This is a genomic window from Mycobacterium sp. E2497, from assembly GCF_001668695.1.
In the GTDB taxonomy this organism is placed as follows: Bacteria; Actinomycetota; Actinomycetes; order Mycobacteriales; family Mycobacteriaceae; genus Mycobacterium.
Genome location: NZ_LZKD01000261.1, coordinates 24,664 through 49,697 on the forward strand (window position 1 = coordinate 24,664; position 25,034 = coordinate 49,697).

Genomic DNA, 25,034 nt, shown 5'->3' on the forward strand with positions numbered 1-25,034 from the left:
GAAGGAGGTTGCGGTGCTATGGACATCACGCAGCGCAGCCCAAGCTGGATGAGTGGCGACCCGCTTCGCCCGGTTTCGCCGCGCTTGCGATCGCCACTGGTCTATTTCTCCTCCGTGTCGGAGAACACTCACCGCTTCGTGCAGAAGCTGGGTGTTCCCGCCACGCGGATACCGCTGCACGGCCGCATCGAGGTCGATGAGCCCTACGTGCTGATCGTGCCCACGTACGGCGGCGGCCGGGCCACCCCTGACCTCAACGCCGGTGGCTATGTGCCCAAGCAGGTCATCGCATTCCTGAACAACGAGCACAACCGGTCGTTGATCCGCGGCGTGATCGCGGCGGGCAACAACAACTTCGGCGCCGAATTCGCCTACGCGGGCAACGTGATCTCCCGCAAATGCGGCGTCCCTTACCTTTACCGCTTCGAACTGATGGGCACCCCGGACGACGTGGAGGCCGTCCGTGCGGGCTTGGAAGAATTCTGGAAGGAACAGACGTGCCACCAACCGTCACTGCAGAGCCTGTAACGTCCGGCGCGCACGCGTTGCCCGGTGAGACGGACTACCACGCGCTGAACGCGATGCTCAATCTGTACGACGCGGACGGCAAGATCCAGTTCGACAAGGACGTGCTGGCGGCGCGCCAGTACTTCCTGCAGCACGTCAACCAGAACACGGTCTTCTTCCACAACCAGGACGAGAAGATCGACTACCTGATCCGCGAGAACTATTACGAGCGTGAGGTTCTCGACCAGTACGCGCGCAACTTCGTCAAGTCGCTGCTGGACCGTGCCTATGCGAAGAAGTTCCGGTTCCCGACGTTCCTCGGCGCGTTCAAGTACTACACCTCCTACACGCTGAAGACGTTCGACGGTAAGCGCTACCTGGAGCGCTTCGAGGACCGCGTGGTCATGGTCGCGCTGACCCTGGCGGCCGGCGACACCGGGCTGGCCGAGAAGCTGGTCGACGAGATCATCGACGGCCGCTTCCAGCCGGCCACCCCGACGTTTCTGAACTCCGGCAAGAAGCAGCGCGGCGAGCCGGTGAGCTGCTTCCTGTTGCGCATCGAGGACAACATGGAGTCGATCGGACGATCGATCAACTCCGCACTGCAGCTGTCCAAGCGCGGCGGGGGAGTCGCCTTGCTGCTGAGCAACATTCGCGAGCACGGCGCGCCGATCAAGAACATCGAGAACCAGTCCTCGGGCGTCATCCCGATCATGAAGCTGCTCGAGGATTCGTTCTCCTACGCCAACCAGTTGGGTGCGCGCCAGGGCGCCGGCGCGGTGTACCTGCACGCCCACCACCCCGACATCTACCGCTTCCTGGACACCAAGCGCGAGAACGCCGACGAGAAGATCCGGATCAAGACGCTGAGCCTGGGCGTGGTGATCCCCGACATCACCTTCGAACTGGCCAAGAAGAACGAGGACATGTACCTGTTCTCGCCGTACGACGTCGAGCGCGTCTACGGCCTGCCGTTCGCCGACATCTCGGTGACCGAGAAGTACTACGAGATGGTCGACGACGCGCGCATCCGCAAGACGAAGATCAAGGCGCGCGAGTTCTTCCAGACGCTGGCCGAGCTGCAGTTCGAGTCGGGCTATCCCTACATCATGTTCGAGGACACGGTGAACCGGGCCAACCCGGTCGAGGGCAAGATCACGCACTCGAACCTGTGCTCGGAGATCCTGCAGGTGTCGACGCCGTCGCTGTTCAATGACGACCTCTCGTACGCCAAAGTGGGCAAGGACATTTCGTGCAACCTCGGTTCGTTGAACATCGCCAAGGCGATGGACTCGCCGGACTTCGCGCAGACCATCGAGGTGGCCATCCGCGCGCTGACCGCGGTGAGCGACCAGACGCACATCACGTCGGTGCCTTCAATCGAGCAGGGCAACAACGAATCCCACGCGATCGGCCTGGGGCAGATGAACCTGCACGGCTACCTCGCGCGCGAGCGCATCTTCTACGGTTCCGAAGAGGGCATCGACTTCACCAACATCTACTTCTACACGGTGCTCTACCACGCGCTGCGGGCGTCCAACCGCATCGCGATCGAACGGGGCAGGGCCTTCGGCGGTTTCGAGCGGTCGAAGTACGCCTCGGGGGAGTTCTTCGACAAGTACACCGACCAGGCGTGGGAGCCGCAGACCGACAAGGTGCGTCAGCTCTTCGCCGATGCCGGCATCCGGATTCCGACGCAAGACGACTGGAAGCGGTTGAAGGAGTCGGTGCAGGCGCACGGCATCTACAACCAGAACCTGCAGGCCGTCCCGCCGACCGGGTCGATCTCCTACATCAACCACTCGACGAGCTCGATCCACCCGATCGCCAGCAAGGTCGAGATCCGCAAGGAAGGCAAGATCGGCCGCGTCTACTACCCGGCGCCCTACATGACCAACGACAACCTGGAGTACTTCCAGGACGCCTACGAGATCGGCTACGAGAAGGTCATCGACACCTACGCCGCGGCCACCCAGCACGTGGACCAGGGACTGAGCCTGACGCTGTTCTTCAAGGACACGGCCACCACCCGCGACGTGAACAAGGCGCAGATCTACGCCTGGCGCAAGGGCATCAAGACGCTCTACTACATCCGGCTGCGGCAAATGGCTTTGGAGGGCACCGAGGTCGAGGGCTGCGTGTCCTGCATGCTCTGAACGCCGGCCCGGGGCCCCTGGCGCGCAGTCTGCCCAGGTCAGCGGCTCAAACGGTCGCCGGAGGGGTATGGTGCATGACGTGGTGAGAATTCCGCGACCACCCCACCCCAGCGTGAAGCCGCCAGGGGCCAAGGTCGATGCGCGCAGCGAGCGGTGGCGTGAACATCGCAAGAAGGTGCGCGGCGAAATCGTGGACGCGGCCTTCCGCGCCATCGACCGTCTGGGCCCCGAGTTGAGCGTGCGGGAGATCGCCGAGGAGGCCGGCACCGCCAAGCCGAAGATCTACCGGCATTTCCACGACAAGGCCGACCTGTTCCAGGCCATCGGCGAACGGCTGCGCGACATGCTGTGGGCGGCCATCTTCCCGTCGATCGACCTGAAGACCGACTCCTCCCGCGAGGTCATCCGCCGCGCCGTCGAGGAGTACGTCAACCTGGTCGACCAGCATCCCAACGTGCTGCGGGTCTTCATCCAGGGTCGCTCCGCGGCGAGCCCGCAGATCCTCAACGAGGGCCGGGGGATCACCCTGGCCGTGGCCGACATGTTCGACAACGAGCTGCGCGAGATGGAACTGGACCATGCGGCATTCGAACTGGCCGGGAACGCGGCCTTCGGGTCGGCGGCGTCGGCCACCGAATGGTGGCTGGGGCCCGACGCCGACAGCCCGCGCCGCATGCCGCGCGAGCAGTTCGTCGCCCACCTGACGACGATCATGGTCGGGATGATCGTCGGGACCGCCGAGGCGCTCGGCATCCGTATGGACCCCGACCAGCCGATTCATAGCGTGGTGCCCAGCAACCCCGCGGCAAGCTGAGGACTTTTGGCACGTTGACATCGCTGCGGCGATCGTCGACACTCGTGCCATCCGATACCCTGGGTACTGGGTATTTGCGGAAACCGACAGGAAGATCGATACACCGTGACCGACGTTGTGACACAAGCCGAACCGGTATCCGCGCACCGGCCCCTCCACACGCGCGCCATCATCATCGGGACCGGGTTCTCCGGCCTGGGGATGGCGATCAAGCTGCAACAACAGGGCGTGGACTTCGTCATCCTGGAGAAGTTCGACGACGTCGGCGGCACGTGGCGCGACAACAGCTATCCCGGCTGCGCCTGCGACATCCCGTCGCACCTGTACTCGTTCTCGTTCGAGCCCAAGCCCGACTGGCGCAACCCGTTCTCCTATCAGCCCGAGATCTGGGACTACCTGAAGGGAGTCACCGAGAAATACGGGTTGCGCCGCTACATCCAGTTCAATTCGCACGTCGATCGGGCCCACTGGGACGACGACGAGCAGCGCTGGCACGTCTTCACCAAAGACGGCCGCGAGTTCGTCGGGCAGTTCCTGATCTCGGGCGCGGGCGCGCTGCACATCCCGGCCATGCCCGACATCGAGGGCCGTGACGAATTCCGCGGTCCCGCTTTCCATTCCGCGGAATGGGATCACACCGTCGACCTGACCGGTAAGCGGGTGGCGATGATCGGGACCGGCGCCAGCGCCATCCAGATCGTGCCGGAGATCGTCGGGCAGGTGGCCGAACTGCAGCTCTACCAACGCACTCCGCCCTGGGTGGTACCGCGCTCCAACCCCGAGATCCCCGTGGCGTTGCGGCGGGCGATGGCCAACGTCCCCGGCCTGCGGGCGCTGGTGCGTGCGGTGATCTATTGGGGTCAAGAGGCCCTGGCCGTCGGTATGACCAAGCGCCCCAACGCCTTGAAGTTCATCGAGGCCTACGTCAAATACAACATTCGCCGATCGGTCAAGGATCGCGAGCTGCGTCGCAAGCTGACCCCGCACTACCGGATCGGGTGTAAGCGAATCCTGAACTCCTCGACCTACTATCCCGCGGTCGCGGATCCGAAGACCGAACTGATCACCGACCACATCGCGCGGATCACGCCCACCGGCATCGTCACCGCCGACGGCAAAGAGCGCGAAGTCGACGTGATCGTCTACGGCACCGGATTCCACGTCACCGACTCCTACACCTACGTCCAGATCAAGGGGCACAACGGCGAGGACCTGGTGGACCGCTGGAACCGGGAGGGCATCGCCGCGCACCGCGGCATCACGGTCGCCGACATGCCCAACCTGTTCTTCCTGCTGGGGCCGAACACCGGCCTGGGCCACAACTCGGTGGTCTTCATGATCGAGTCCCAGATTCGCTACGTCGCCAGCGCCATCAAGGCCTGCGACAAGCGGGGCGTGGCGGCGCTGGCGCCGACGCGCGCCGCGCAGGACGCCTTCAACGACGAGTTGCAGCGCAGGCTGGGGCATTCGGTGTGGAACAGCGGCGGATGCAGCAGCTGGTACCTCGACGAGCACGGCAAGAACACGGTGCTGTGGGGTGGCTACACCTGGGAGTACTGGCGCGACACCCGCTCGATCAAGCCGGAGGAGTATCAGTTCTTCGGGGCGGGATCACGTGCCGGCCGTGAGGTCGCGACCGCCTAGCAGGCTCACGAAGGCCCGCGCGGCCGCGTCGACGCCCGCGTCGTCGTCGGTGGCCACCAGGTCCAGCAGCAGGCCGCGGATCACGGCCAGCCCGAGCCTCGCCATGGCCGGGTCGACCGGACCGTCGGTGACGGCCTCGATCTCCGCGAGCCACTTGTCGACGGCGCCGGGAACCATACCGGCGAAAGGTTTTTCGCTCTGCGCCGCGCGGGCGTAGCACTCGAAGAACAGGCGTTCCCACTGCCGGAGCTCGGGTCGACGGACGTCTGCCCACATGGCGGCGAAACCTTCCGCCGGCGTCGTGGGGAGGCCGGCCAGCACGTCCATCTGCCGGCGCTCGACCTCTTCGACCACCGCAAGCAGCAGGCCCTCTCGAGATCCGAAGTGGTGCAACAGCATTCGATGGCTGGAGCCGACCGCCGCGGCCACCTCACGCAAGGAGCGGTCGCCGACGCCGCCCGCCGCGAACTCGTCGACGAGTGCGTCGAGGAGCTGCCGGCGCCGTTCGGAATCAGCTCGGGTCATTGGCGCGGCTGAGCTGCTCAGACCGGGCCTTGAGTCCCTGGGCCTCGATTTTGAGGAATCGCTTGGTCTTGTTGAGCATCAGCCGCCCGACCAGTGCGCCGAGCATCCCGCGCTGATCCAGTTGCTGGCGCACGAGCGTGCCGCCGTCGGGTCGGGCGGTCACATAGTGGCGAGCGATGACGTTCACGCCGGGGGAGCGTTGTACCCACGTCCACGAGGAACCCGGGTCGATCTCGGTGACCTTCCAGACCAGCTTCGACATGCCGGGCTGCTTGATGGTGAACCGCTTGCCGATCCCGAGCGCAGGGCCGTCCCGTCCGACCAGCGACGTCACCGAGGCGGTCCATTCGGGCCAGTGCTCCACGTCGCTGAAGACATCCCACACCAGCTGCGGCGGCGCGTCGATCTCAACGCTGTCTTCGGTAATCATGTACCAAATGGTACATCCTGTGGTGGTTGTTGGATAGGGCCTGACCAGACTTCGCTACCGTGCCGCGGCGAGCGCGTAATACTCGAAGGAGTGCAAGTGAACGCGGGGTATGTCGCGACACGCAAACACAACGTCTTGTGTTCCGCTCCGTTGTCGTACCCCAGGGGTAGTGTTTGGAGCCTGAAGATCTGCAGGCAACTGTCAGCCAAAGACGGCTGGTGAGGTGGGGTTCTGGTGACCGAGAACATGAAGCTGATTGACCGCGTTTCGGCGATCAACTGGAACCGGCTGCAGGACGACAAGGACGCCGAGGTCTGGGACCGGCTGACCGGAAACTTCTGGCTGCCCGAGAAGGTGCCGGTGTCCAACGACCTGCCGTCGTGGGGCACGTTGACCGCTCACGAGAAGCAGATGACCATGCGGGTGTTCACCGGGCTGACGCTGCTGGACACCATCCAGGGCACGGTGGGGGCGGTCAGCCTGATCCCCGATGCGCTGACCCCGCACGAGGAGGCCGTCTACACCAACATCGCCTTCATGGAGTCGGTGCACGCGCGCAGCTACAGCAACATCTTCTCCACCCTGTGCTCCACCGCCGAGATCGACGACGCCTTCCGCTGGTCGGAGGAGAACCCCAACCTGCAGCGCAAGGCCGAGATCGTCATGCAGTACTACAAAGGTGACGAGCCGCTCAAGCGCAAGGTGGCCTCCACGCTGCTGGAAAGCTTCCTGTTCTACTCCGGTTTCTACCTGCCGATGTACTGGTCGAGCCGGGCCAAGCTGACCAACACCGCCGACATGATCCGGCTGATCATCCGCGACGAGGCCGTGCATGGGTACTACATCGGCTACAAGTACCAGCGTGGGCTGGCGCTGGTCGACGAGGCCAAGCGCGCCGAGCTCAAGGACTACACCTATGAGCTGCTGTTCGAGCTCTACGACAACGAGGTTGAGTACACCCAGGACCTCTACGACGAGGTCGGGCTGACCGAGGACGTCAAGAAGTTCCTGCGCTACAACGCCAACAAGGCGCTGATGAACCTCGGTTACGAGGCGTTGTTCCCGCGCGACGAGACCGACGTCAACCCGGCGATCCTGTCGGCCCTGTCACCCAACGCGGACGAGAACCACGACTTCTTCTCCGGCTCGGGCTCGTCGTACGTGATCGGCAAGGCCGTCGTCACCGAGGACGAGGACTGGGACTTCTGAAGCCCTACCTGGATTGAGAATCGGGCCGGCCGCACTGTCGGGGGGGAGGGACTGGGGCCGGCCCGATCTTCTATTCATACACCGGCTGCGCCGGTTTTCTTCCCGCAGGATCTTTGGTGCTGCCCGCGGGTGGTGGCACCCAACCTTGCAGGACTTTCCGGCCGATCAACTGACAGCCGTGGGTGTGCGCCAATTGCTTTGCTGCCCTTGTGAATTCGCGATTGGTCACCACGATGCTCCTGGTGCACCCGTGGTGGCGAGCGCCGGATACCACCTGCTGCACGGCCGCCACGCCCACCGATTGGCCGTAACGCTTGCACTGGACCGCGACCAAGTGGCCGTCCTTCTCGGCGATCAGGTCCACGCCGTAGTCCCCGACCGGCGGGGTGAACGTCACCCGCCAACCGGCGCGGCGCAGCCGCGCGGCGACATAGCGCTCGAATGCGACCCCGTCCATGGCGTCAACGGTGGCCAACGTGGCGTGGCCCGCGCGCGGCCATCGGCGGTTGGTCGCCCAGCCGACGAGCACCTCGAGCAGCACCATCAGGTAGAACGCCACGGACGCCATCCCCGCGCTGTGCTCGACGATGCCGACCAACAGCCCGCAGGCCAGCGGGATGACCACCAGCGCCTTCAGCACGCCTCGATGGTAGGGATCGCCGACGACAAATCGGGCCATTAAGCGCAAGCGCCGCACATGTTCAGGCAATGAACGGCATGTGAATTGTGGGGTTCCAGCGACGCCTCGCTAGCGCGCGTGATGCGGCTGCCCGACACTGTTCTGGTGACGAAACCCGCCTCCCCTGAGAAGGATCACCGCCACCATTTCTGCCGCTCAGTGATTCAGTGGCTGCAGGTCGGCTACCCGAACGGCGTTCCCGGTCCGGACCGCGTGCCGTTGATGGCCTTGCTGCGCAGCACACCGCTGACCGAAGACCAGATCCGCGAGGTGGTGCGCCACATCACCGCGAAGGAAGGGTCTCCGGAGACGATCGATCACCCGATCGATCGCGACGAGATCGCCGAATTCATCTCCGACATGACGCAATTCGATGCCGGCAAGGAAAACATCATCCGGGTGGCCACCACGCTGGCCGCGGCCGGCTGGCCGTTGGCCGGCATCGACGTCAGCGAGGTGGTACCCGACGACGAGCACGCCGAGGCGGCCGAGCGGGTTGCCCGTCACTGCGCACCCGAAGAACCGTCAGAGGTCGCCTCATAGCTTCGAGATGTCGATGACGAAGCGGTAGCGGACGTCGCTCGCCAGGACCCGCTCGTAGGCCTCGTTGATGTAATCCGGCTCGATCAGCTCGATTTCGGGCGTCACGTCGTGCTCGGCGCAGAAGTCCAGCATTTCCTGGGTTTCGGCGATCCCGCCGATGTTGGACCCGGAGAGGCTGCGCCGCGCCAGCGCCAGCGGGAACGCCCCGACCTCCATGGGGTGCTCCGGGATGCCCAATTCGACCAGGGTGCCGTCGACGTCGAGCAGGTTGAGGTAGTCGTTCAGTTTCAGGTTCGCCGAGACCGTGTTCAGGATCAGGTCGAAGCTGCCACGCAGCTTCTTGAAGGTGTCGGGGTCGGAAGTGGCGTAGTAGTGGCTCGCGCCCAGGCGCAGCCCGTCCTCCATCTTCTTCAGCGACTGCGACAGCACCGTCACCTCGGCGCCCATCGCCGCGCCCAGCTTGACGCCCATGTGCCCCAGGCCGCCCAGCCCGATGATCGCCAGCCGGGTGCCCTCGCCGGCGTTCCAGTGCCGCAGCGGCGAGAACAGCGTGATGCCCGCGCACAGCAGCGGCGCCGCCTTGTCCAGCGGCAGCGAGTCGGGGATGCGCACGACGAAGTTCTCGTCGACGACGACCGCCTGGCTGTAGCCGCCCTGGGTCGACGTGCCGTCTTTGTCGATGGAGTTGTAGGTGAAGGTCGCACCGGGCTTGCAGTACTGCTCGAGCCCGGCCTTGCAACTGCTGCACTGACCGCAGGAGTTCACCATGCAGCCCACGCCGACGTGGTCGCCGACCTTGTACTTGGTGACCGCGGAACCGACCTCGCTCACCACGCCTGCGATCTCATGGCCGGGCACCACCGGGTAATTCGGCGTGCCCCACTCGGCCTTGACGGTGTGGATGTCGGAGTGGCAGATCCCGGCGAACTTGATGTCGATCGCCACGTCGTGCGGGCCGGGCTCACGGCGCTCGATGGTGGTCTTGGTCAACGGTTCGGTTGCCGACGTGGCGGCATAGGCCGAAACAGTGCTCATGTATATCCCTCTTCGATGTGGTCGCGTCGTCAAAAGTTTAGCTAAGGTAATGTTCCCGGGCCAGCGGTGGCCACTCGTCATCACCTTAGGACGGCGGGTGACCGCCCGCCGAGTTGCTAATTGATCGGGGCGTTCACCAGGCGCAGGTCGTCGACGATCCCGCGGGCCGCGATCAGGCCCTCGCCGGTCTGCCACACCTCGTCGTTGACGATGTAGACGCGGTTGTCGTGGTTCGCGGACAGCTTGCGCCACGGGTTGCTGTCCAGCACCGTCGCGGCGCGCTGGGCGGCCGCCGGTGACGCACACGACACGTAGACGACGTCGGCGTCGGCGGCGGACAGGTCCGGGCTCTTGGCCAGGTCGTCGTCGGTCGCGCGGATCTCGATGTACGGCTTGTCGGTGAACCGCTGCGACGCCGGCCGGTCGACGCCGACGGCGCCGAGCACGCTGGCCGGGAAGTTGTTGGTGCCGTAGACCCGGATGGTGTCGGTGGTGAACTGCACGATGGACGCCTGGAAGTGGGACGCGTCATGCCGAGCGCCGACGTCGCCGGCCCGCTGGGAAAAGCCCCTGAGCAGCGCGTCCATCGCGCCACCGCGCGCCGCCGCGCCGCCCACGCCCCGCAGGTTGTCCTCCCAGGCCGCGCCGGGCGCCGCGGTGAACACCGTCGGTGCGATCGCGGCCAGCTGCGGATACAGCTTGGGCGTCAAGCCCTGCGATCCCAGGATGAGGTCCGGGTGGGCCGCCGCGATCGCGGCCAGGTCGGGGTTGCTGCGGCTCCCGACGCCTGGCACGCCGTGCACCGCGCTGCCCAGGTAGGCCGGCTGGCCGGACGACCCGTCCGGCAAGGCCGCCGCGACCACCCGCGATTGCAGGCCGAGCGCGCACAGCGCGTCCAGCTGATCGCCGGACAGCACCACGATCCGCTGCGGCTCGGCGGGCACCTGCACCACGTCCGGGGTGACGCCGGCCGCGTTGTGCGCCTGCCGCGTGTTCGGTCCCGGATCGGCCGCCGCGGCGTCGCGCGCACACGACTCGTCCGGGCGGCGGTCGTTCCCGAGCACGCCGGCGCCCGCGATCTGGGTGGTCGGCGTCACCAGCGAGGGGCTCGTCTTGGTGCCCGGCTTGCCGGATCCGCAGCCGCTGCACGTGACGGCGACCGCGGCCGCCAGCGCGGCGGCCGCGCGCAGGAACGCGGGTCGGGTCACGCCGGAAAGCACGCGTCGAACGCTAACACCTGCCGGCCCCGTGCCAGGCACGCCGAAACGACACGCCGCGGTGCCGAGCCGATTACGACAGTTTGTAGGACCAGCCCTGACGTCGGCAGGATCGACGGTTAGTATTCGTGTCAGCTCTGTTTTGGGCCCCTGTCCTATCCGGATGTTTGGAGAAGCTGTTGACAGCCGAAGCGCCCCCCTTGGGAGAACTCGAGGCCGTTCGTCCGTACCCGGACCGGACCGGTCCCAAAGGGAACCTCGTCTACAAACTGATCACGACCACCGATCACAAGATGATCGGCATCATGTACACGGTCACCTGCTTCGTCTTCTTCTTCATCGGCGGACTGATGGCCCTGTTGATGCGCACCGAGCTCGCGGCGCCGGGGCTGCAGTTCCTGTCGAACGAGCAGTACAACCAGCTGTTCACCATGCACGGCACGATCATGCTGTTGCTGTACGCGACGCCGGTCGTGTTCGGGTTCGCCAACCTGGTGCTGCCGCTGCAGATCGGCGCGCCGGACGTGGCCTTCCCGCGGCTGAACGCCTTCTCGTTCTGGCTCTTCCTCTTCGGCGGTCTGACGGCCGCGGCCGGGTTCATCGTCCCGGGTGGGGCCGCGGACTTCGGCTGGACGGCCTACACGCCGCTGTCCGACGCCGTCCACTCGCCCGGCGCCGGCGGAGACCTGTGGATCACCGGCCTGATCGTCGCGGGTCTGGGCACCATCCTCGGTGCGGTCAACATGATCACGACGGTGGTGTGCATGCGCGCGCCCGGCATGACGATGTTCCGGATGCCGATCTTCACCTGGAACATCATGGTGACGTCGATCCTGATCCTGATCGCGTTCCCGATCCTGACCGCCGCGCTGTTCGGGCTGGCCGCCGACCGGCATCTGGGCGCCCACGTGTACGACGCCGCCAACGGTGGGGTCCTGTTGTGGCAGCACCTGTTCTGGTTCTTCGGCCACCCCGAGGTGTATATCATCGCGCTGCCGTTCTTCGGGATCGTCACCGAGATCATCCCGGTGTTCGCCCGCAAGCCGGTCTTCGGTTACACCACCCTGGTGTACGCGACGCTGTCGATCGCCGCGCTGTCGGTCGCGGTGTGGGCGCACCACATGTTCGCCACCGGAGCCGTTCTGCTGCCGTTCTTCTCGTTCATGACGTATCTGATCGCGGTGCCGACGGGGATCAAGTTCTTCAACTGGATCGGCACCATGTGGAAGGGGCAACTCACCTTCGAGACCCCGATGCTGTTCTCCGTGGGCTTCCTGGTGACCTTCCTGCTCGGTGGTCTGACCGGGGTCATGCTGGCCAGCCCGCCGCTGGACTTCCACGTCACCGACACCTACTTCGTGGTGGCGCACTTCCACTACGTCCTCTTCGGCACCATCGTGTTCGCCACCTACGCGGGCGTCTACTTCTGGTTCCCGAAGATGACCGGCCGGTTGCTCGACGAGCGGCTGGGCAAGCTGCACTTCTGGCTGACCTTCATCGGCTTCCACACCACGTTCCTGGTGCAGCACTGGCTGGGTGACATGGGTATGCCGCGCCGCTACGCCGACTACCTGGCCAGCGACGGCTTCCAGGGGCTCAACATCGTGTCCACGGTCGGCGCCTTCATCCTGGGTGTGTCGATGTTCCCGTTCGTCTGGAACGTCTTCAAGAGCTGGCGCTACGGCGAGGTCGTGACCGTCGACGACCCGTGGGGCTACGGCAACTCGCTGGAGTGGGCGACCAGTTGCCCGCCGCCGCGGCACAACTTCACCGAGCTGCCCCGGATCCGTTCGGAGCGCCCGGCTTTCGAGCTGCACTACCCGCACATGGTGGAGCGGCTGCGTGCCGAGGCGCACGTGGGCCGGGCACACGGGCCGTCGGACAAGGACGTCACCAGGCTGGACGACGTCCAGGTTCGCAGCTGATGGCCTGATCGGCGGCTATCGCGAGTGAGCACACCGAAGGTGTCGGTGCTGATCACCGTCACCGGAGTGGACCAACCGGGCGTCACGTCGGCCCTTTTCGAGGCGCTCTCCCCACACGGCGTCGAGCTGCTCAACGTCGAACAGGTGGTGATTCGGCACCGCCTGACGCTCGGTGTGCTGGTGTGCTGCCCGGCGGACGTCGCCGACGGCGACGAGTTGCGCCGTGACGTCGAATCGGCCATCCGCCGGGTGGGGCTGGACGTCAGCATCGAGCGCAGCGACGACGTTCCGATCATTCGAGATCCCTCCACCCACACCATCTTCGTGCTGGGCCGGCCCATCACCGCTGGCGCGTTCGGCGCGGTGGCCCGGGCGGTGGCCGGCCTAGGCGTCAACATCGACCTCATCCGCGGTGTCTCCGACTACCCGGTGACCGGTCTGGAGCTGCGCGTCTCGGTGCCGCCGGGGTCGGACGCCGCGCTGCGGACCACCCTGAACCAGGTGTCGGCCGAGGAACGCGTCGACGTGGCGGTCGAGGACTACACCCTGGAGCGGCGGGCCAAGCGGCTGATCGTATTCGACGTGGACTCGACGCTGGTGCAGGGCGAGGTCATCGAGATGCTGGCCGCCCGGGCGGGTGCCGAGGGCAAGGTCGCCGCCATCACCGAGGCCGCCATGCGGGGCGAGCTGGATTTCGCGCAGTCGCTCGAACAGCGGGTGGCCACCCTGGCGGGTCTGCCCGCCTCCGTGATCGACGAGGTCGCCGCTCAGCTCGAGCTCATGCCCGGGGCCCGGACCACGCTGCGGACGTTGCGCCGCTTGGGTTTTCACTGCGGTGTGGTTTCCGGCGGCTTCCGCGGGATCATCGAGCCGTTGGCCGAGGAGCTGATGTTGGACTACGTCGCCGCCAACGACCTGGAGATCGTCGACGGCAAACTCACCGGGCGGGTCCTCGGCCCGATCGTCGACCGCGCCGGCAAGGCCACGGCGCTGCGGGACTTCGCGGAGCGGGCCGGGGTGCCGATGGCGCAGACCGTCGCCGTCGGCGACGGAGCCAACGACATCGACATGCTGGCCGCGGCCGGGCTCGGGGTGGCGTTCAACGCCAAGCCGGCCCTACGGGAGGTGGCCGACGCCTCGCTGAGCCACCCCTACCTGGACACGGTGCTGTTTCTGCTGGGCGTGACCCGCGGCGAAATCGAGGCCGCCGACGCGGTGGACGGCGAGGTGCGCCGCGTGGAGATCCCGCCCGACGCGTAGCGGCCGCGGTACGGCACGATGGTCGAGTGCCCGAAATCGGTACGGAGGCAGCCGACCCCGATCTGCTGATCGACTTCCGCGACGTCTCACTGCTGCGGGACGGACATGTCCTCGTCGGGCCGGTGGACTGGCAGGTCGAGCTCGACGAACGCTGGGTCATCGTCGGCCCCAACGGTGCCGGCAAGACGTCGTTGCTGCGGATGGCCGCGGCGGCCGAGCACCCCTCGTCGGGCGTGGCGTTCGTGCTCGGGGAGCGGCTGGGCCGGGTCGACGTCTCGGAGTTGCGCTCCCGGATCGGCTTGAGTTCGTCGGCCCTGGCGCAGCGCGTGCCCACCGACGAGGTGGTGCGCGACCTGGTCGTCTCGGCCGGCTACGCGGTGCTGGGCCGGTGGCGGGAGCGTTACGAGGACGTCGATTACCGCCGTGCCATCGACATGCTGGAGAGCCTCGGCGCCGAGCACCTCGCGGACCGTCGCTACGGAACCCTGTCGGAAGGCGAGCGCAAGCGGGTGTTGATCGCCCGCGCCCTGATGACCGATCCGGAGCTGCTGCTGCTCGACGAACCCGCCGCCGGCCTCGACCTGGGCGGCCGGGAGGAGCTGGTGGCGCGGCTGGCCGACCTCGCGGGCGACCCGGACGCCCCCGCGCTGGTGCTGGTCACCCACCACGTCGAGGAGATCCCGCCGGGCTTCAGCCACTGCATGCTGCTGTCCGAAGGAAAAGTGGTGGCCGCGGGATTGCTGACCGACGTGCTGACCGCCGAGAACCTGTCCACCGCGTTCGGGCAGGCGATCGCCCTCGACGTCGTCGACGGGCGTTATTTCGCCCGCCGCGTCCGTACCCGCGCAGCCCACCGGAGGCAACTGTGACGTCATCGACCGAACCCCCACCGCTGATCCCGCGCCCGGCGGCGACCGTGATGTTGGTTCGCGACGACCCGGGCGGGATCGCCGTCTTCCTGATGCGGCGGCACGCCAAGATGGAGTTCGCCGCGGGAACCATGGTGTTTCCCGGCGGCGGCGTGGACGACCGCGACCGCAACGCCGATATCGCGTGGGCCGGCCCGCCGCCGCAGTGGTGGGCGCAGCGGTTCGGCATCGAGCCCGACCTGGCCGAGGCGCTGGTGTGCGCCGCGGCAAGGGAGACGTTCGAGGAGTCGGGGGTGCTGTTCGCCGGGCCGGCCGGCCAGGCCGTTTCGGCACCGAACAGTATCGTCGGCGACGCCTCGGTGTACGCCGACGCCCGCCGCGCGCTCGCCGACAGCACGCTGTCGTTCGCGGACTTCCTGCGCCGCGAGAACCTGGAACTGCGCTCCGACCTGCTGCGGCCCTGGGCCAACTGGGTCACGCCGGAAGCCGAGCGCACCCGCCGCTACGACACCTACTTCTTCGTGGGGGCCTTGCCGGAGGGGCAGCGGGCCGACGGCGAGAACACCGAATCCGACCATGTCGGCTGGACGACGCCGCAGGCCGCCATCGACGACTTCTCCGCCGGGCGCTGCTTCCTGTTGCCGCCGACGTGGACGCAGCTGGATTCGCTGGCCGGGCGGACCGTCGCGGACGTGCTGGCCGTCGAGCGGCAGATCGTGACCGTGCAGCCGCACCTGGAGATCCAGGGCGACAACTGGGTGTTCGAGTTCTTCGACTCCGACCGCTACCACCGCGCACGCGAGGCCGGCGGGATGGGATGGCGGCATTGAGCGAGTTCGTCAGCACGGTGGTCAGCGACGGCTCGCAGGATGCCGGGCTGGCCATGCTGCTGCTGTCGCGCCCGCCGACCAACGCGATGACCCGCCAGGTCTACCGGGAGATCGTGGCGGCGGCCGCCGAACTCGGGGAGCGCGACGACGTGTCCGCGGTCATCCTGTTCGGTGGCCACGAGATCTTCTCGGCCGGCGACGACATGCCCGAGCTGCGGACGTTGACGGCACCGGAGGCCGAGACGGCGGCCCGGGCACGGCAACAGGCCATTGAGGCGGTGGCCGGCATCCCCAAGCCGACGGTGGCCGCGATCACCGGATACGCGCTGGGCGCCGGGCTGACGCTGGCCCTGGCCGCCGATTGGCGCGTCAGCGGTGACAACGTGAAGTTCGGCGCGACGGAGATCCTGGCGGGCCTGATCCCCGGCGGCGACGGCATGGCCCGCCTGACCCGCGCGGCCGGGGCGAGCCGGGCGAAGGAACTGGTGTTCAGCGGCCGGTTCTTCGACGCCGAGGAGGCGCTGACGCTGGGCCTGATCGACGAGATGGTGGCCCCCGACGACGTGTACGACGCCGCCGCGGGGTGGGCGCGCCGCTTCCTCGACGGCCCGCGGCGCGCGCTGGCCGCCGCCAAGGCCGGCATCAACGACGTGTTCGACCTGGGCCCGGCCGATCGGGGCGCCGCAGAGCGGCGCCGCTACATCGACGTGTTCGCCGCTGGTCAGACCGGCGACGAGGACTCGGAATCCGGCGCCCGTTAGGCTGCCCTGCATGACGACGAGTTCGACCGATGCCGTTCCCAACCCGCATGCCACGGCCGAGCAGGTGGAGGCCGCCCGCCACGACAGCAAGCTGGCCCAGGTGCTTTACCACGACTGGGAGGCCGAGTCCTACGACGAGAAGTGGTCGATCTCCTACGACCAGCGCTGCGTGGACTACGCCAGGGACTGCTTCGACGCGATCGTCCCCGACCCGGTGCAGCGCGAGCTGCCCTACGATCGCGCCCTCGAATTGGGCTGCGGCACCGGGTTTTTCCTGCTCAACCTGATCCAGTCCGGGGTGGCCCGGCGCGGGTCGGTCACCGACCTCTCGCCCGGGATGGTCAAGGTCGCCACCCGCAACGGGCAGTCGCTGGGGCTGGACATCGACGGACGGGTCGCCGATGCCGAGGGAATCCCCTACGAGGACAACACCTTCGACCTGGTCGTCGGGCATGCCGTGCTCCACCACATCCCCGACGTCGAGCTGGCGCTGCGGGAGGTCGTCCGGGTGCTGCGGCCGGGCGGCCGGTTCGTGTTCGCCGGCGAGCCGACCACCGTCGGCGACACCTACGCCCGCACGTTGTCCACCTTGACCTGGCGCCTGGCGACCAACGTCACCAAGCTGCCCGGCCTGCAGGGCTGGCGGCGGCCGCAGGCCGAGCTCGACGAATCCTCCCGCGCCGCGGCGCTGGAGGCCGTCGTCGACCTGCACACCTTCACGCCGGGCGACCTGGAGCGGTTGGCGGGCAATGCCGGCGCGACCGAGGTGCAAACTGCGACCGTGGAATTCACCGCCGCGATGCTGGGCTGGCCGTTGCGCACGTTCGAATGCGCGGTGCCGCCGGGCCGATTGGGTTGGGGCTGGGCCAAGTTCGCGTTCAACAGCTGGAAGACGTTGAGCTGGCTGGACGCCAACGTCATGCGGCACGTGGCGCCGAAGGGCTGGTTTTACAACGTGATGATCACCGGGGTCAAACCCTCCTGACCGAGGGCCTCACGTTCGGCGTCGAGGACGTCCGTTATCTGCGGTCGGAGTCGGGCGCCGCGGCGTTGGCCGCGGTCGCCGAACTCGAGCTGACCGACGCTAGCCGGGTCGCCGACATCGCCACGGCGCGCGCCCGGTTCGGCGACCGGGCGCCGGTGTTGGTGGAGACGACGCTGCTGCGCCGCCGCGCCGCCGAGAAACTGTGCGGTCTGGGCGCCGAAGTGCCGGTGTCGAACTGGCTGTTCACCGACGAGGCGCTGCAGCAGGCCACCGCGGCCCCGGTGGCCGTGCATCGGGCCACGCGGCTGGCCGAGGCGGGGGTCGTCGTGCACGACGCCACCTGTTCGATCGGCACCGAGTTGGCCGCGTTGCGCGGAGCGGGCGTCCGCGCGGTCGGCAGCGACCTCGATTCGGTGCGGCTGGCCATCGCCCGGCACAACCTGGGGGAGGCGGCCGTGCTGTGCCGCGCCGACGCGCTGGCTCCGGTGACCCGTGATGTCGCGGTCCTGGTGGACCCGGCGCGCCGACTCGGCGCGCGGCGCGGCTTCCGCATCGAGGACTACCGGCCCGGCCTGGGCGCCCTGATCGACACCTATCAGGACCGCGATCTCGTCGTAAAGTGCTCTCCCGGAATAGATTTCGACGAAGTGGGCCGGCTCGGCTTCGCCGGCGAGATCGAGGTGACGTCCTATCGCGGCTCGGTGCGCGAAGCGTGCCTGTGGTCCGCCGGACTGGCGCAGCGCGGCATCCGTCGGCGCGCCAGCATCCTGGATCGCGGCGAGCAGGTCACCGACAGCGACCCGGACGACTGCCCGGTGCGCCCGGCCGGGCGATGGCTCGTCGACCCCGACGGCGCGGTGGTCCGCGCCGGGCTGGTGCGCCACTACGGCGCGCGGCACGGGTTGTGGCAACTCGACCCCGACATCGCCTACCTGTCGGGGGATGAGCTGCCGCCGGCGGTCCGGGGCTTCGAGGTGCTCGAGCGGCTGGCGTTCGATGAGCGACGGCTGCGCCGGGCGTTGTCGGCGCTCGATTGTGGGGCGCTGGAGATCCTGGTTCGCGGGGTGCGGGTGGACCCCGACGCGCTGCGCCGCCGGATGCGGCTACGCGGTGGCCGGCCCCTGACGGTGGTCATCACCCGCCTGGGGTCGCGGGCCGCAGGAGGGGCGACGGCGTTCGTTTGCCGGCCGTCGCGATAGCGCCCGGTAGGCTGGAGCGATCGCTAGTTCAGGCGCCAGCGCCGCCTAATCCCGCAAGGACATTCGAAGAATGCGTTATCTGATAGCGGCCGTGGTGCTCGCATCGGCGGCCCTGTTGGGCTGGCCGGCGGCCGCCGCGCCACCCTCGTGTGCCGGCCTGGGCGGCACCATCGAGGACGGCCAGATGTGTCGCATCCGCGCCACCGGCCCCACCTACACGCTCAACATGGCGTTCCCCGCCGACTACCCCGACGGGCAGGCGCTGACCGACTACATCACGCAAAACCGGGACGGCTTCGTCAACGTCGCGCAGAGTTCGGGGCCCCGCGATCAGCCCTACCAACTGGAGGCCACGACCGAGCAGCGCGCCTCCGGTCAGCCGCCGCACAACACCCGCAGCGTGGTGCTCAAGTTCTTTCAGGACCTCGGGGGAGCGCACCCGTCGATCTGGTACAAGGCCTTCAACTACAACCTCGGGACCAAGCAGGCCATCACCTTCGATAACCTCTTCGCGCCGGGCATCGCGCCGCTGGACAGCATCTTCCCGATCGTTCAGCGCGACCTGGCACGCCAAACCCCTTTGGGCGCAGCCATTCTGCCCTCGGCCGGGCACGACCCGACGCACTACCAGAACTTCGCCATCACCGACGACGAGCTGATCTTCTACTTCGCGCCCGGCGAGATGTTGCCGGCGTTTGCCGGACCGGTGCAAGCCGAGGTGCCCCGCAACGCCATCCCGCCGCTGGCCGTGTAGTGGCGATCGCAAGCGCGGCGTAGCCGGGCGAAGCGGGTCGCCACCATTGATCAGGGTTGGCGATCGCAAGCGCGGCGTAGCCGGGCGAAGCGGGTCGCCACCATTGATCAGGGTTGGCGATCGCAAGCGCGGCGTAGCCGGGCGAAGCGGGTCGCCACCATTGATCAGGGTTGGCGATCGCAAGCGCGGCGTAGCCGGGCGAAGCGGGTCGCCACCATTGATCAGGGTTGGCGATCGCAAGCGCGGCGTAGCCGGGCGAAGCGGGTCGCCACCATCGATCAGGGCCTAGACGGGACCGGCCTGCAGCTCCATCGCCACGGCCGCGGCCACCAGCCCGGCGTGGACCACACAACCGATGATCGGGACGAAGAAGGCCCGCCTGCGATGCGCGAGGAGATACACCGACACCGCCGCGTCGAGGAGCAGGACGGCGCCGCCGCCCCAGGTCGCCAACGTCATCGCCCGGCCGACCCAGGCGGGGTCGCCGCATCTCACCGAGCCGCACGGGTCGGTGGTCATGACGAGGAGGCCGAGCAAGCCGAACGTCGCGGCGAACAAGCACCCGTGCAGGACCAGCAGGATCAGGGTCGCGGCGAGGCCGGCCGGCCCACCTCCCTGGTCGCCGCGGTTGCCGTCGGTTGGCACCCCACGATTATGGGTCAGGCCGGCGCGAAGCCGTACACCTGGCCGTCGCTCGTCGCGGCCACCACGCGGCGGTCGGCGCCCACCGAAACCCCCAGCGGGTAGCCGGTGGCCGCCGGAAGCGGGTAGCTGCCCAGCGTGTGACCGGTACCCGGATCGAAGACCAGTAGCGACAGGCCGGGAGCGCCGTTCGCGACCGGTGCGTTGATTGCCGCGTAGCCGACCCCGGTGCCGGCCAGACTCGCCGACGACAACGGGACGACGTCATCGCGGCGCCACGCCTGATCGGCGTGATCGCCCGCATCCTTGAAGGCCACCAACCGGGTGTCGGGGCCACCGCCGGACACGACGAGGCCCGCGGGCGTGACCGCGGGCGGCGTCTGTGCCAGGAACCCCAGCGGCGCCGACCACTTCACTTTGCCGTCGGCGGCATGCAGTGCCCACAGTCGTTGGTCACGGCCGTTGACGTAGACGGTCGACCCGTCCGCGGACAGCACCGGGCTGGCGATGACACCCGCGGCGACCGCGTCGCTGGTCCACTCCCGGGACACCAGCGGCGTCTGCCCGGGGTGATATTTCAGCCCGACCAGCCCCGCCGCGGGCGCGTCCGGCTGCCAGACACCCAGCACCGCCATCTGGCTGGCCGCCGAGAACGCGGGTGCGGCGGCGACCGGGCAGCCCTGCCGAGCCGGCGCGCAATCGCCCAGCCCGCGGGTCGCGTCGGTGGGATCGACACCGTCCACCAGATCCATCGGGCTGCCGACCACCGCGCCGCGGTGGGCCTCGAAGACCAGCACCTGGCCCAGATGGGTCACCACGAGCACCTGCCCGTGCCCGAGAAACCTTGGCGTGCTTGGCATTCCGATCACAGGCTGCCGCCAGCGAGTCCACTGCGTCACCGGGAACGAGAGGAACGCGCCGGGCTGGCCGACGTAGAGGTTGTCGAACCCGTCGAACAGCGGGCCCGCGAAGCCGCCACCCTGGAACAGTCGCACACACCAGCGCTGCCGGCCGTTGTCGTCGTTCTCCCATTCCATCAGCGAACATCCGGTCGGGGTCTGCGCGTTGAGGGCCAGATAACCGCGCGCACTCAGCGCCGGACCGGCCGCCAGGCTGCCCTTGACCGAGCGCGTCCACCGCAGCGACAGCTTGGTGGCGCCGGCGGTGCCGGTGTAGCCGCTGTTGGCGGCGTCGCCGTATTGCGCGGGCCAGCCGGCCGAGGGCGAGGCCTCCACCCACGAGTCGGTGTTGGCGCATCCGCCGAGTCCAACCGTGATCCCGGCCGCCAGCAGCGCGGATGACCAACGCCGAAGCCCACGCGGGACATGTCGGGCACGCACTTGGGTTCCCCAAATCCTTTCCGTGGACGTCGGCATGGGCAGCGATCGAGTACAGGTGAGGGTAACCCGTGGAGATCTGCGTGCGGCGGATCGCTAGGCTGTCCGGCCATGACGAGCATGTGGGGTGCCCCGGTCCATCGCCGCTGGCGTGGATCGAACCTGCGGGACCCACGGCAGGCCAAATTCCTCACGCTGGCCTCGCTGAAATGGGTGCTGCGCAACCGGGCCTACACGCCCTGGTACCTGGTCCGCTACTGGCGGCTGCTGAAGTTCAAGCTCGCCAACCCGCACATCATCACCCGCGGCATGGTGTTCCTGGGCAAGGACGTGGAGATCCACGCGACGCCCGAACTGGCGCAGCTCGAGATCGGCCGGTGGGTGCACATTGGCGACAAGAACACCATCCGTGCGCACGAAGGCTCGTTGCGGTTCGGCGACAAGGTGGTGCTGGGCCGCGACAACGTCATCAACGCCTACCTCGACGTCGAGCTCGGCGATTCGGTGTTGATGGCCGACTGGTGCTACGTCTGCGACTTCGACCACCGCATGGACAACATCAACCTGCCCATCAAGGACCAGGGCATCGTCAAGTCGCCGGTGCGGATCGGCCCCGACACCTGGGTCGGCGTGAAGGTGACGGTGCTGCGCGGCACGGCCGTCGGCCGGGGCTGCGTGCTGGGGTCGCACGCGGTGGTCCGCGGTGTGATCCCCGATTACTCGATCGCGGTCGGCGCGCCGGCCAAGGTGGTCAAGAACCGCCAGCTCGCGTGGGAGAGCTCGGCCGCCCAGCGGGCGGAACTCGCCGCCGCCCTGGCCGACATCGAACGCAAGAAGGCCGCCCGCTAGGTAGTACCGGGCAGATGGCGGTGACGCGCGGTGCCCGGCTTCGCCGCGCTCGCGACCCCGCTAACTCGGCGGTTCGGGGTGGTCGTCGACCTTGTAGTCGAAGTTGACGTCGCCGGCGTCGACGCTGGTAACGGTCACCGCAACACCGTACTTGTCGGTGCCGTCGACCAGTTGGCACCGTAGCGTCGCGCCCTGAGTCCCCTTCAGGTTGTCGGGGCAGGTCACCGCATCCGGCTTCCTGCCCACCTGCTGGGTCAGCTTGTCGCTGATGATGCTGGCCACCTGGTTCTTGTCGACCGTCTCCACCATGTCGAATTTGACGTCGCTGCCGTTGACACTGGTCACGGTCACGTTGACGTTGAAGGTCTGGTTCTTGACCTTCATCTCGCAATTGAGTTGCGCGCCAACCTTGGCCGGCAGGTCGTTCGGGCAGTTCACCGATTCGGGCTTGTTGCCCGCGGCGTCGGTCATCTTCGAGGTGATCTGTCCGGCGACGTCGCTCTTGCTGACCGCGTGCGACGAGCCGACGGAGCACGAACAGGCGTTGACCCCGGCCAGCAACCCGGCGGCGGCGCCGGAAGCCAGCAAGGTCCGAGCGAGGATGTGTGCCATTGGTGCCTCCCGAGCGGCGTGACAACTCCTGAATCGGCTGATAATTGCATGCCCAGACAGCCCCGGTAGGCGATTGGGCAAACATTCACGCCGGCGACAATTCGTTGCTGAGCCGGGCCGGTGCGCGGGTCAGATGCTCTGGTAGCGCCGTAACGCCTCGGCGCGCTCGGCGCCGTGATCGACGATCGGGGCGGGGTAGCCGGCCGGCCGTTCCCCCTTGCGCAGGTGCGCGTCGTCTACCGCGCGCAATTCGGGCACCCATCGCCGGATGTACGCGCCGGACGGGTCGAACTTCTCGCCCTGCGTGGTCGGATTGAACACCCGAAAGTACGGCGCGGCATCGGTGCCACAGCCCGCGCACCACTGCCACCCGTGCTGGTTGTTGGCCATGTCGCCGTCGACCAGCTGGTCCAAGAACCACTCTGCGCCCCACTGCCAGGGCAGGTGCAGGTCTTTGACCAAGAACGAGGCGACGATCATCCGCACCCGGTTGTGCATGAAGCCGGTCTCGCGCAGTTGACGCATTCCGGCGTCGACCAGTGGGTAACCGGTCTCACCGGCCTTCCACGACTCGAAACGGCGTCTCGCCTCGGGCCCGGTGTCGGTGCGGATGCCGTCGAACCGGCTGTTCCAGTTGCGCCAGGCGCTCGCCGGCCAGTGATGCAGCACGTCGGCGTAGAAGTCGCGAAACGCCAACTCGCGCAGGTATGCCTGGGCCCCGGTCTGACCCGGGTCGAGGTCGGCGACCATGGTGCGCGGATGGATGGTGCCGAACTTCAGGTGCGCCGACATCCGGCTGGTGGCGTGCAGGTCCGGCCGATTGCGTTCTTCGTCGTAGTGTTGTAACCCGTTGTCCACGAAAGACTTCCACTGCTTTCGGGCTGCCGCCTCGCCGGCGGCGAGTTCGAGCGGCGCACCGGGATCGGGGATCTCGGCGCGCTTCGTCCGCAGCTGCGCCGGATCCAGCCACCGTGCGGACTTCGCGTTCGACTTAGCCGGTGCGCGCCAGCCGGATTCGCGCCACTGGCGCAGAAACGGGGTGAACACCTGGTAGGGGGAGCCGTCCTTCTTGGTGACCCGGCCCGGCGAGACCAGGTACGGCGAACCCGTGGCCACCAGGGGAACCGAACCCAGCGCGGCGCGGACGCGTTCGTCACGGCGCTTTCCGTACGGCGCGAAATCCTCGGAGACGTGCACCGCCGACGCGCCGATCTCGTTCGCGATGCGCGGGATCAGCTTGTCGGGCTCGCCTCGGGTCACCAGTAGCCGTCCCTCCAGGTCGTCCCGCAGCTGTCGCAGCGAGTCGCCCAGGAACTGAAGGCGGCGCCGGCCGGCGGAGGCCTCGAGCGACGGGTCCAGCACGAAACAGGCGAGGACCTCGCCGTCGTCGGCCGCGGCATTCAGCGCGGGATGGTCGCTCAACCGCAAGTCGCGGCGAAACCACAACAGGGCCGGCATGATCCGAGGGTTTCCTCAGCGGTTGAGGCGCCAAACATGGGTGGCCAGGACGGTGGCGAAGGAGCACCAGATGGGGTAGGCCGACTGGGCCAGCGCGGCCCGCGGGTCCGCTTGCGCGGTGCGACGCGTGAGGTCGGCGCTGCTGGCCGCGAGCAAGCCGGCACCGATGGCCGAGGCGCCGAGTTTGTGGAAGCGGAAGAACAGCCAACTCCAGCCGGCGTTGAGGATCAGATTCACGCCGAGCGCGGCGGCGTAGCGGCGTGCCCGGTCGTGCTGTCCGGCCGCGCGGAAGCGGTCGATGGCCACCGCGGACGTGACCGCGATGTCGCCGTAGAGGGTGGTCCACGCCACCGGGAAGGCGGCGTTGGGCGGCTGGTACGGCGGCTTGCGCAGCCGCGCGTACCAGGCGGGAACGGCCTTGGCGCTCGCGATGCTGCCGGATCCGGCGGCGACGGCGACGGCGAGGCCGGTGGCGGCCAACGTGGACTTGTTCACGGGATGCTCCGTTCTCTTTCGGCTTGTACTGCAACACTTTCGGCTGGCCCGGGTGTGGTGGGCCACCAGATGCGGTCACCGATGAGGGCGAACAGCGCGGGAATGACCAGTGTGCGGACCACGAAGGTGTCCAGCAGGATGCCGAGGCCGACGATGATTCCCAGCTGGGTCAGCACGATCAACGGCAACACGCCCAGCACGCAGAAGACGGCGGCCAAAACGATTCCCGCGCTGGTGATCACGCCGCCGGTGGCCGACACCGCGGCCACCATACCGGCGCGTGCGCCGCGCCGTGTTGA

26 protein-coding genes and 1 pseudogene are annotated in these 25,034 nt (G+C 67.8%); 15 read left to right on the plus strand and 12 right to left on the minus strand.

The window, feature by feature from the left end:
- Positions 1–48 precede the first annotated feature (48 nt).
- The 4 genes from nrdI (at position 49) to A5713_RS24660 (ending at position 5,121) form a co-directional block, all read left to right on the plus strand.
- Entirely contained in the window at positions 49–528 is a 480-nt protein-coding gene (gene nrdI / locus A5713_RS24645; protein ID WP_068098892.1) for a class Ib ribonucleoside-diphosphate reductase assembly flavoprotein NrdI, read from the plus strand.
- Positions 498–2,663, plus strand: a complete 2,166-nt coding sequence (nrdE, locus tag A5713_RS24650; protein WP_068098863.1) for a class 1b ribonucleoside-diphosphate reductase subunit alpha — start codon at positions 498–500, stop codon at positions 2,661–2,663. Before nrdI ends, nrdE begins: the two co-directional genes overlap by 31 nt.
- A 79-nt stretch (positions 2,664–2,742) precedes the next feature.
- Positions 2,743–3,477: a TetR/AcrR family transcriptional regulator gene (locus A5713_RS24655; protein ID WP_102419904.1), complete on the plus strand. Its 735-nt coding sequence runs from the start codon at positions 2,743–2,745 to the stop codon at positions 3,475–3,477.
- A 105-nt stretch (positions 3,478–3,582) separates the two neighbouring features.
- Entirely contained in the window at positions 3,583–5,121 is a 1,539-nt protein-coding gene (locus A5713_RS24660) for an NAD(P)/FAD-dependent oxidoreductase (protein WP_068098864.1), read from the plus strand.
- On the opposite strand, the gene A5713_RS24665 is transcribed toward A5713_RS24660, so the two are convergent.
- Both A5713_RS24665 and A5713_RS24670 read right to left on the minus strand, forming a co-directional pair.
- A complete protein-coding gene (locus A5713_RS24665; RefSeq protein ID WP_068098866.1) occupies positions 5,089–5,646 on the minus strand; it encodes a TetR/AcrR family transcriptional regulator in 558 nt (185 codons plus the stop codon). The genes A5713_RS24660 and A5713_RS24665 overlap by 33 nt on opposite strands.
- Positions 5,633–6,076, minus strand: coding sequence for an SRPBCC family protein (locus A5713_RS24670; RefSeq protein WP_067918525.1), 444 nt, complete (start codon positions 6,074–6,076; stop codon positions 5,633–5,635). Before A5713_RS24670 ends, A5713_RS24665 begins: the two co-directional genes overlap by 14 nt.
- 234 nt (positions 6,077–6,310) lie before the next feature.
- On the opposite strand from A5713_RS24670, the gene nrdF reads away from it, so the two are divergent.
- Entirely contained in the window at positions 6,311–7,285 is a 975-nt protein-coding gene (gene nrdF, locus A5713_RS24675; RefSeq protein WP_197514482.1) for a class 1b ribonucleoside-diphosphate reductase subunit beta, read from the plus strand.
- Between the two features lie 70 nt (positions 7,286–7,355).
- Here nrdF and A5713_RS24680 read toward each other — a convergent pair whose 3' ends face one another.
- Positions 7,356–7,925, minus strand: a complete 570-nt coding sequence (locus A5713_RS24680) for a restriction endonuclease (RefSeq protein WP_082973136.1) — start codon at positions 7,923–7,925, stop codon at positions 7,356–7,358.
- A gap of 198 nt (positions 7,926–8,123) precedes the next feature.
- Between A5713_RS24680 and A5713_RS24685 the strand changes: the two genes are divergently transcribed.
- On the plus strand, positions 8,124–8,507 hold the full coding sequence (locus A5713_RS24685; RefSeq protein WP_067919086.1) for a DUF3349 domain-containing protein: 384 nt from the start codon (positions 8,124–8,126) through the stop codon (positions 8,505–8,507).
- Here A5713_RS24685 and A5713_RS24690 read toward each other — a convergent pair.
- Together A5713_RS24690 and A5713_RS24695 are read right to left on the minus strand one after the other, a co-directional pair.
- Positions 8,502–9,542, minus strand: a complete 1,041-nt coding sequence (locus A5713_RS24690) for an NAD(P)-dependent alcohol dehydrogenase (RefSeq protein WP_067919085.1) — start codon at positions 9,540–9,542, stop codon at positions 8,502–8,504. The two genes, A5713_RS24685 and A5713_RS24690, sit on opposite strands and share 6 nt — an antisense overlap.
- 116 nt (positions 9,543–9,658) lie before the next feature.
- Entirely contained in the window at positions 9,659–10,762 is a 1,104-nt protein-coding gene (locus tag A5713_RS24695; protein WP_068098868.1) for an iron-siderophore ABC transporter substrate-binding protein, read from the minus strand.
- Positions 10,763–10,938: 176 nt separating this feature from the next.
- On the opposite strand from A5713_RS24695, the gene ctaD reads away from it, so the two are divergent.
- From ctaD to A5713_RS24735, 8 genes are all read left to right on the plus strand, one after another.
- Positions 10,939–12,684, plus strand: a complete 1,746-nt coding sequence (gene ctaD / locus A5713_RS24700; RefSeq protein WP_068098894.1) for a cytochrome c oxidase subunit I — start codon at positions 10,939–10,941, stop codon at positions 12,682–12,684.
- A 24-nt stretch (positions 12,685–12,708) separates the two neighbouring features.
- Positions 12,709–13,944 carry a phosphoserine phosphatase SerB gene (gene serB, locus A5713_RS24705; RefSeq protein WP_067927623.1) on the plus strand — a complete coding sequence of 412 codons (1,236 nt, stop codon included), beginning with the start codon at positions 12,709–12,711 and terminating at the stop codon, positions 13,942–13,944.
- Positions 13,945–13,970: 26 nt separating this feature from the next.
- Entirely contained in the window at positions 13,971–14,813 is an 843-nt protein-coding gene (locus tag A5713_RS24710; RefSeq protein ID WP_068098869.1) for an ABC transporter ATP-binding protein, read from the plus strand.
- A complete protein-coding gene (locus tag A5713_RS24715) occupies positions 14,810–15,643 on the plus strand; it encodes an NUDIX domain-containing protein (RefSeq protein ID WP_156752015.1) in 834 nt (277 codons plus the stop codon). Before A5713_RS24710 ends, A5713_RS24715 begins: the two co-directional genes overlap by 4 nt.
- Complete coding sequence (locus A5713_RS24720; protein WP_102419902.1) at positions 15,640–16,404, plus strand: enoyl-CoA hydratase; 765 nt, start codon at positions 15,640–15,642, stop codon at positions 16,402–16,404. Before A5713_RS24715 ends, A5713_RS24720 begins: the two co-directional genes overlap by 4 nt.
- Positions 16,405–16,414: 10 nt before the next feature.
- The gene (locus A5713_RS24725; protein ID WP_068098872.1) at positions 16,415–17,389 is read left to right on the plus strand and encodes a class I SAM-dependent methyltransferase; all 975 of its coding nucleotides are present in this window, start codon (positions 16,415–16,417) and stop codon (positions 17,387–17,389) included.
- Positions 17,386–18,588 carry a class I SAM-dependent methyltransferase gene (locus tag A5713_RS24730; RefSeq protein ID WP_197516473.1) on the plus strand — a complete coding sequence of 401 codons (1,203 nt, stop codon included), beginning with the start codon at positions 17,386–17,388 and terminating at the stop codon, positions 18,586–18,588. The genes A5713_RS24725 and A5713_RS24730 overlap by 4 nt, the downstream gene beginning before the upstream one ends.
- Positions 18,589–18,658: 70 nt before the next feature.
- Entirely contained in the window at positions 18,659–19,342 is a 684-nt protein-coding gene (locus A5713_RS24735; RefSeq protein WP_068098874.1) for an esterase, read from the plus strand.
- Here A5713_RS24735 and A5713_RS29775 read toward each other — a convergent pair.
- The 3 genes and pseudogenes from A5713_RS29775 to A5713_RS24745 form a co-directional block, all read right to left on the minus strand.
- Positions 19,286–19,507, minus strand: a pseudogene (locus A5713_RS29775) (gamma-glutamyl-gamma-aminobutyrate hydrolase family protein); the annotation flags it as partial. The gene A5713_RS24735 and the pseudogene A5713_RS29775 sit on opposite strands and share 57 nt — an antisense overlap.
- A gap of 120 nt (positions 19,508–19,627) precedes the next feature.
- Positions 19,628–19,987 carry a hypothetical protein gene (locus A5713_RS24740; RefSeq protein ID WP_231980660.1) on the minus strand — a complete coding sequence of 120 codons (360 nt, stop codon included), beginning with the start codon at positions 19,985–19,987 and terminating at the stop codon, positions 19,628–19,630.
- A gap of 14 nt (positions 19,988–20,001) precedes the next feature.
- Positions 20,002–21,360: a PQQ-binding-like beta-propeller repeat protein gene (locus A5713_RS24745; protein ID WP_067918435.1), complete on the minus strand. Its 1,359-nt coding sequence runs from the start codon at positions 21,358–21,360 to the stop codon at positions 20,002–20,004.
- Between the two features lie 72 nt (positions 21,361–21,432).
- On the opposite strand from A5713_RS24745, the gene A5713_RS24750 reads away from it, so the two are divergent.
- Positions 21,433–22,170, plus strand: coding sequence for an acyltransferase (locus A5713_RS24750; RefSeq protein ID WP_067918432.1), 738 nt, complete (start codon positions 21,433–21,435; stop codon positions 22,168–22,170).
- A 60-nt stretch (positions 22,171–22,230) separates the two neighbouring features.
- On the opposite strand, the gene A5713_RS24755 is transcribed toward A5713_RS24750, so the two are convergent.
- The 4 genes from A5713_RS24755 to A5713_RS24770 form a co-directional block, all read right to left on the minus strand.
- Positions 22,231–22,782: a DUF4333 domain-containing protein gene (locus A5713_RS24755; protein WP_068098876.1), complete on the minus strand. Its 552-nt coding sequence runs from the start codon at positions 22,780–22,782 to the stop codon at positions 22,231–22,233.
- 129 nt (positions 22,783–22,911) lie between these two features.
- Positions 22,912–24,240 carry a deoxyribodipyrimidine photo-lyase gene (locus tag A5713_RS24760; RefSeq protein WP_068098882.1) on the minus strand — a complete coding sequence of 443 codons (1,329 nt, stop codon included), beginning with the start codon at positions 24,238–24,240 and terminating at the stop codon, positions 22,912–22,914.
- A 15-nt stretch (positions 24,241–24,255) separates the two neighbouring features.
- Positions 24,256–24,735: a TspO/MBR family protein gene (locus A5713_RS24765; protein ID WP_068098884.1), complete on the minus strand. Its 480-nt coding sequence runs from the start codon at positions 24,733–24,735 to the stop codon at positions 24,256–24,258.
- On the minus strand, positions 24,732–25,034 hold a 303-nt coding region (locus tag A5713_RS24770), incomplete at its 5' end, for an MMPL family transporter (protein ID WP_156752016.1). The genes A5713_RS24770 and A5713_RS24765, both read right to left, overlap by 4 nt.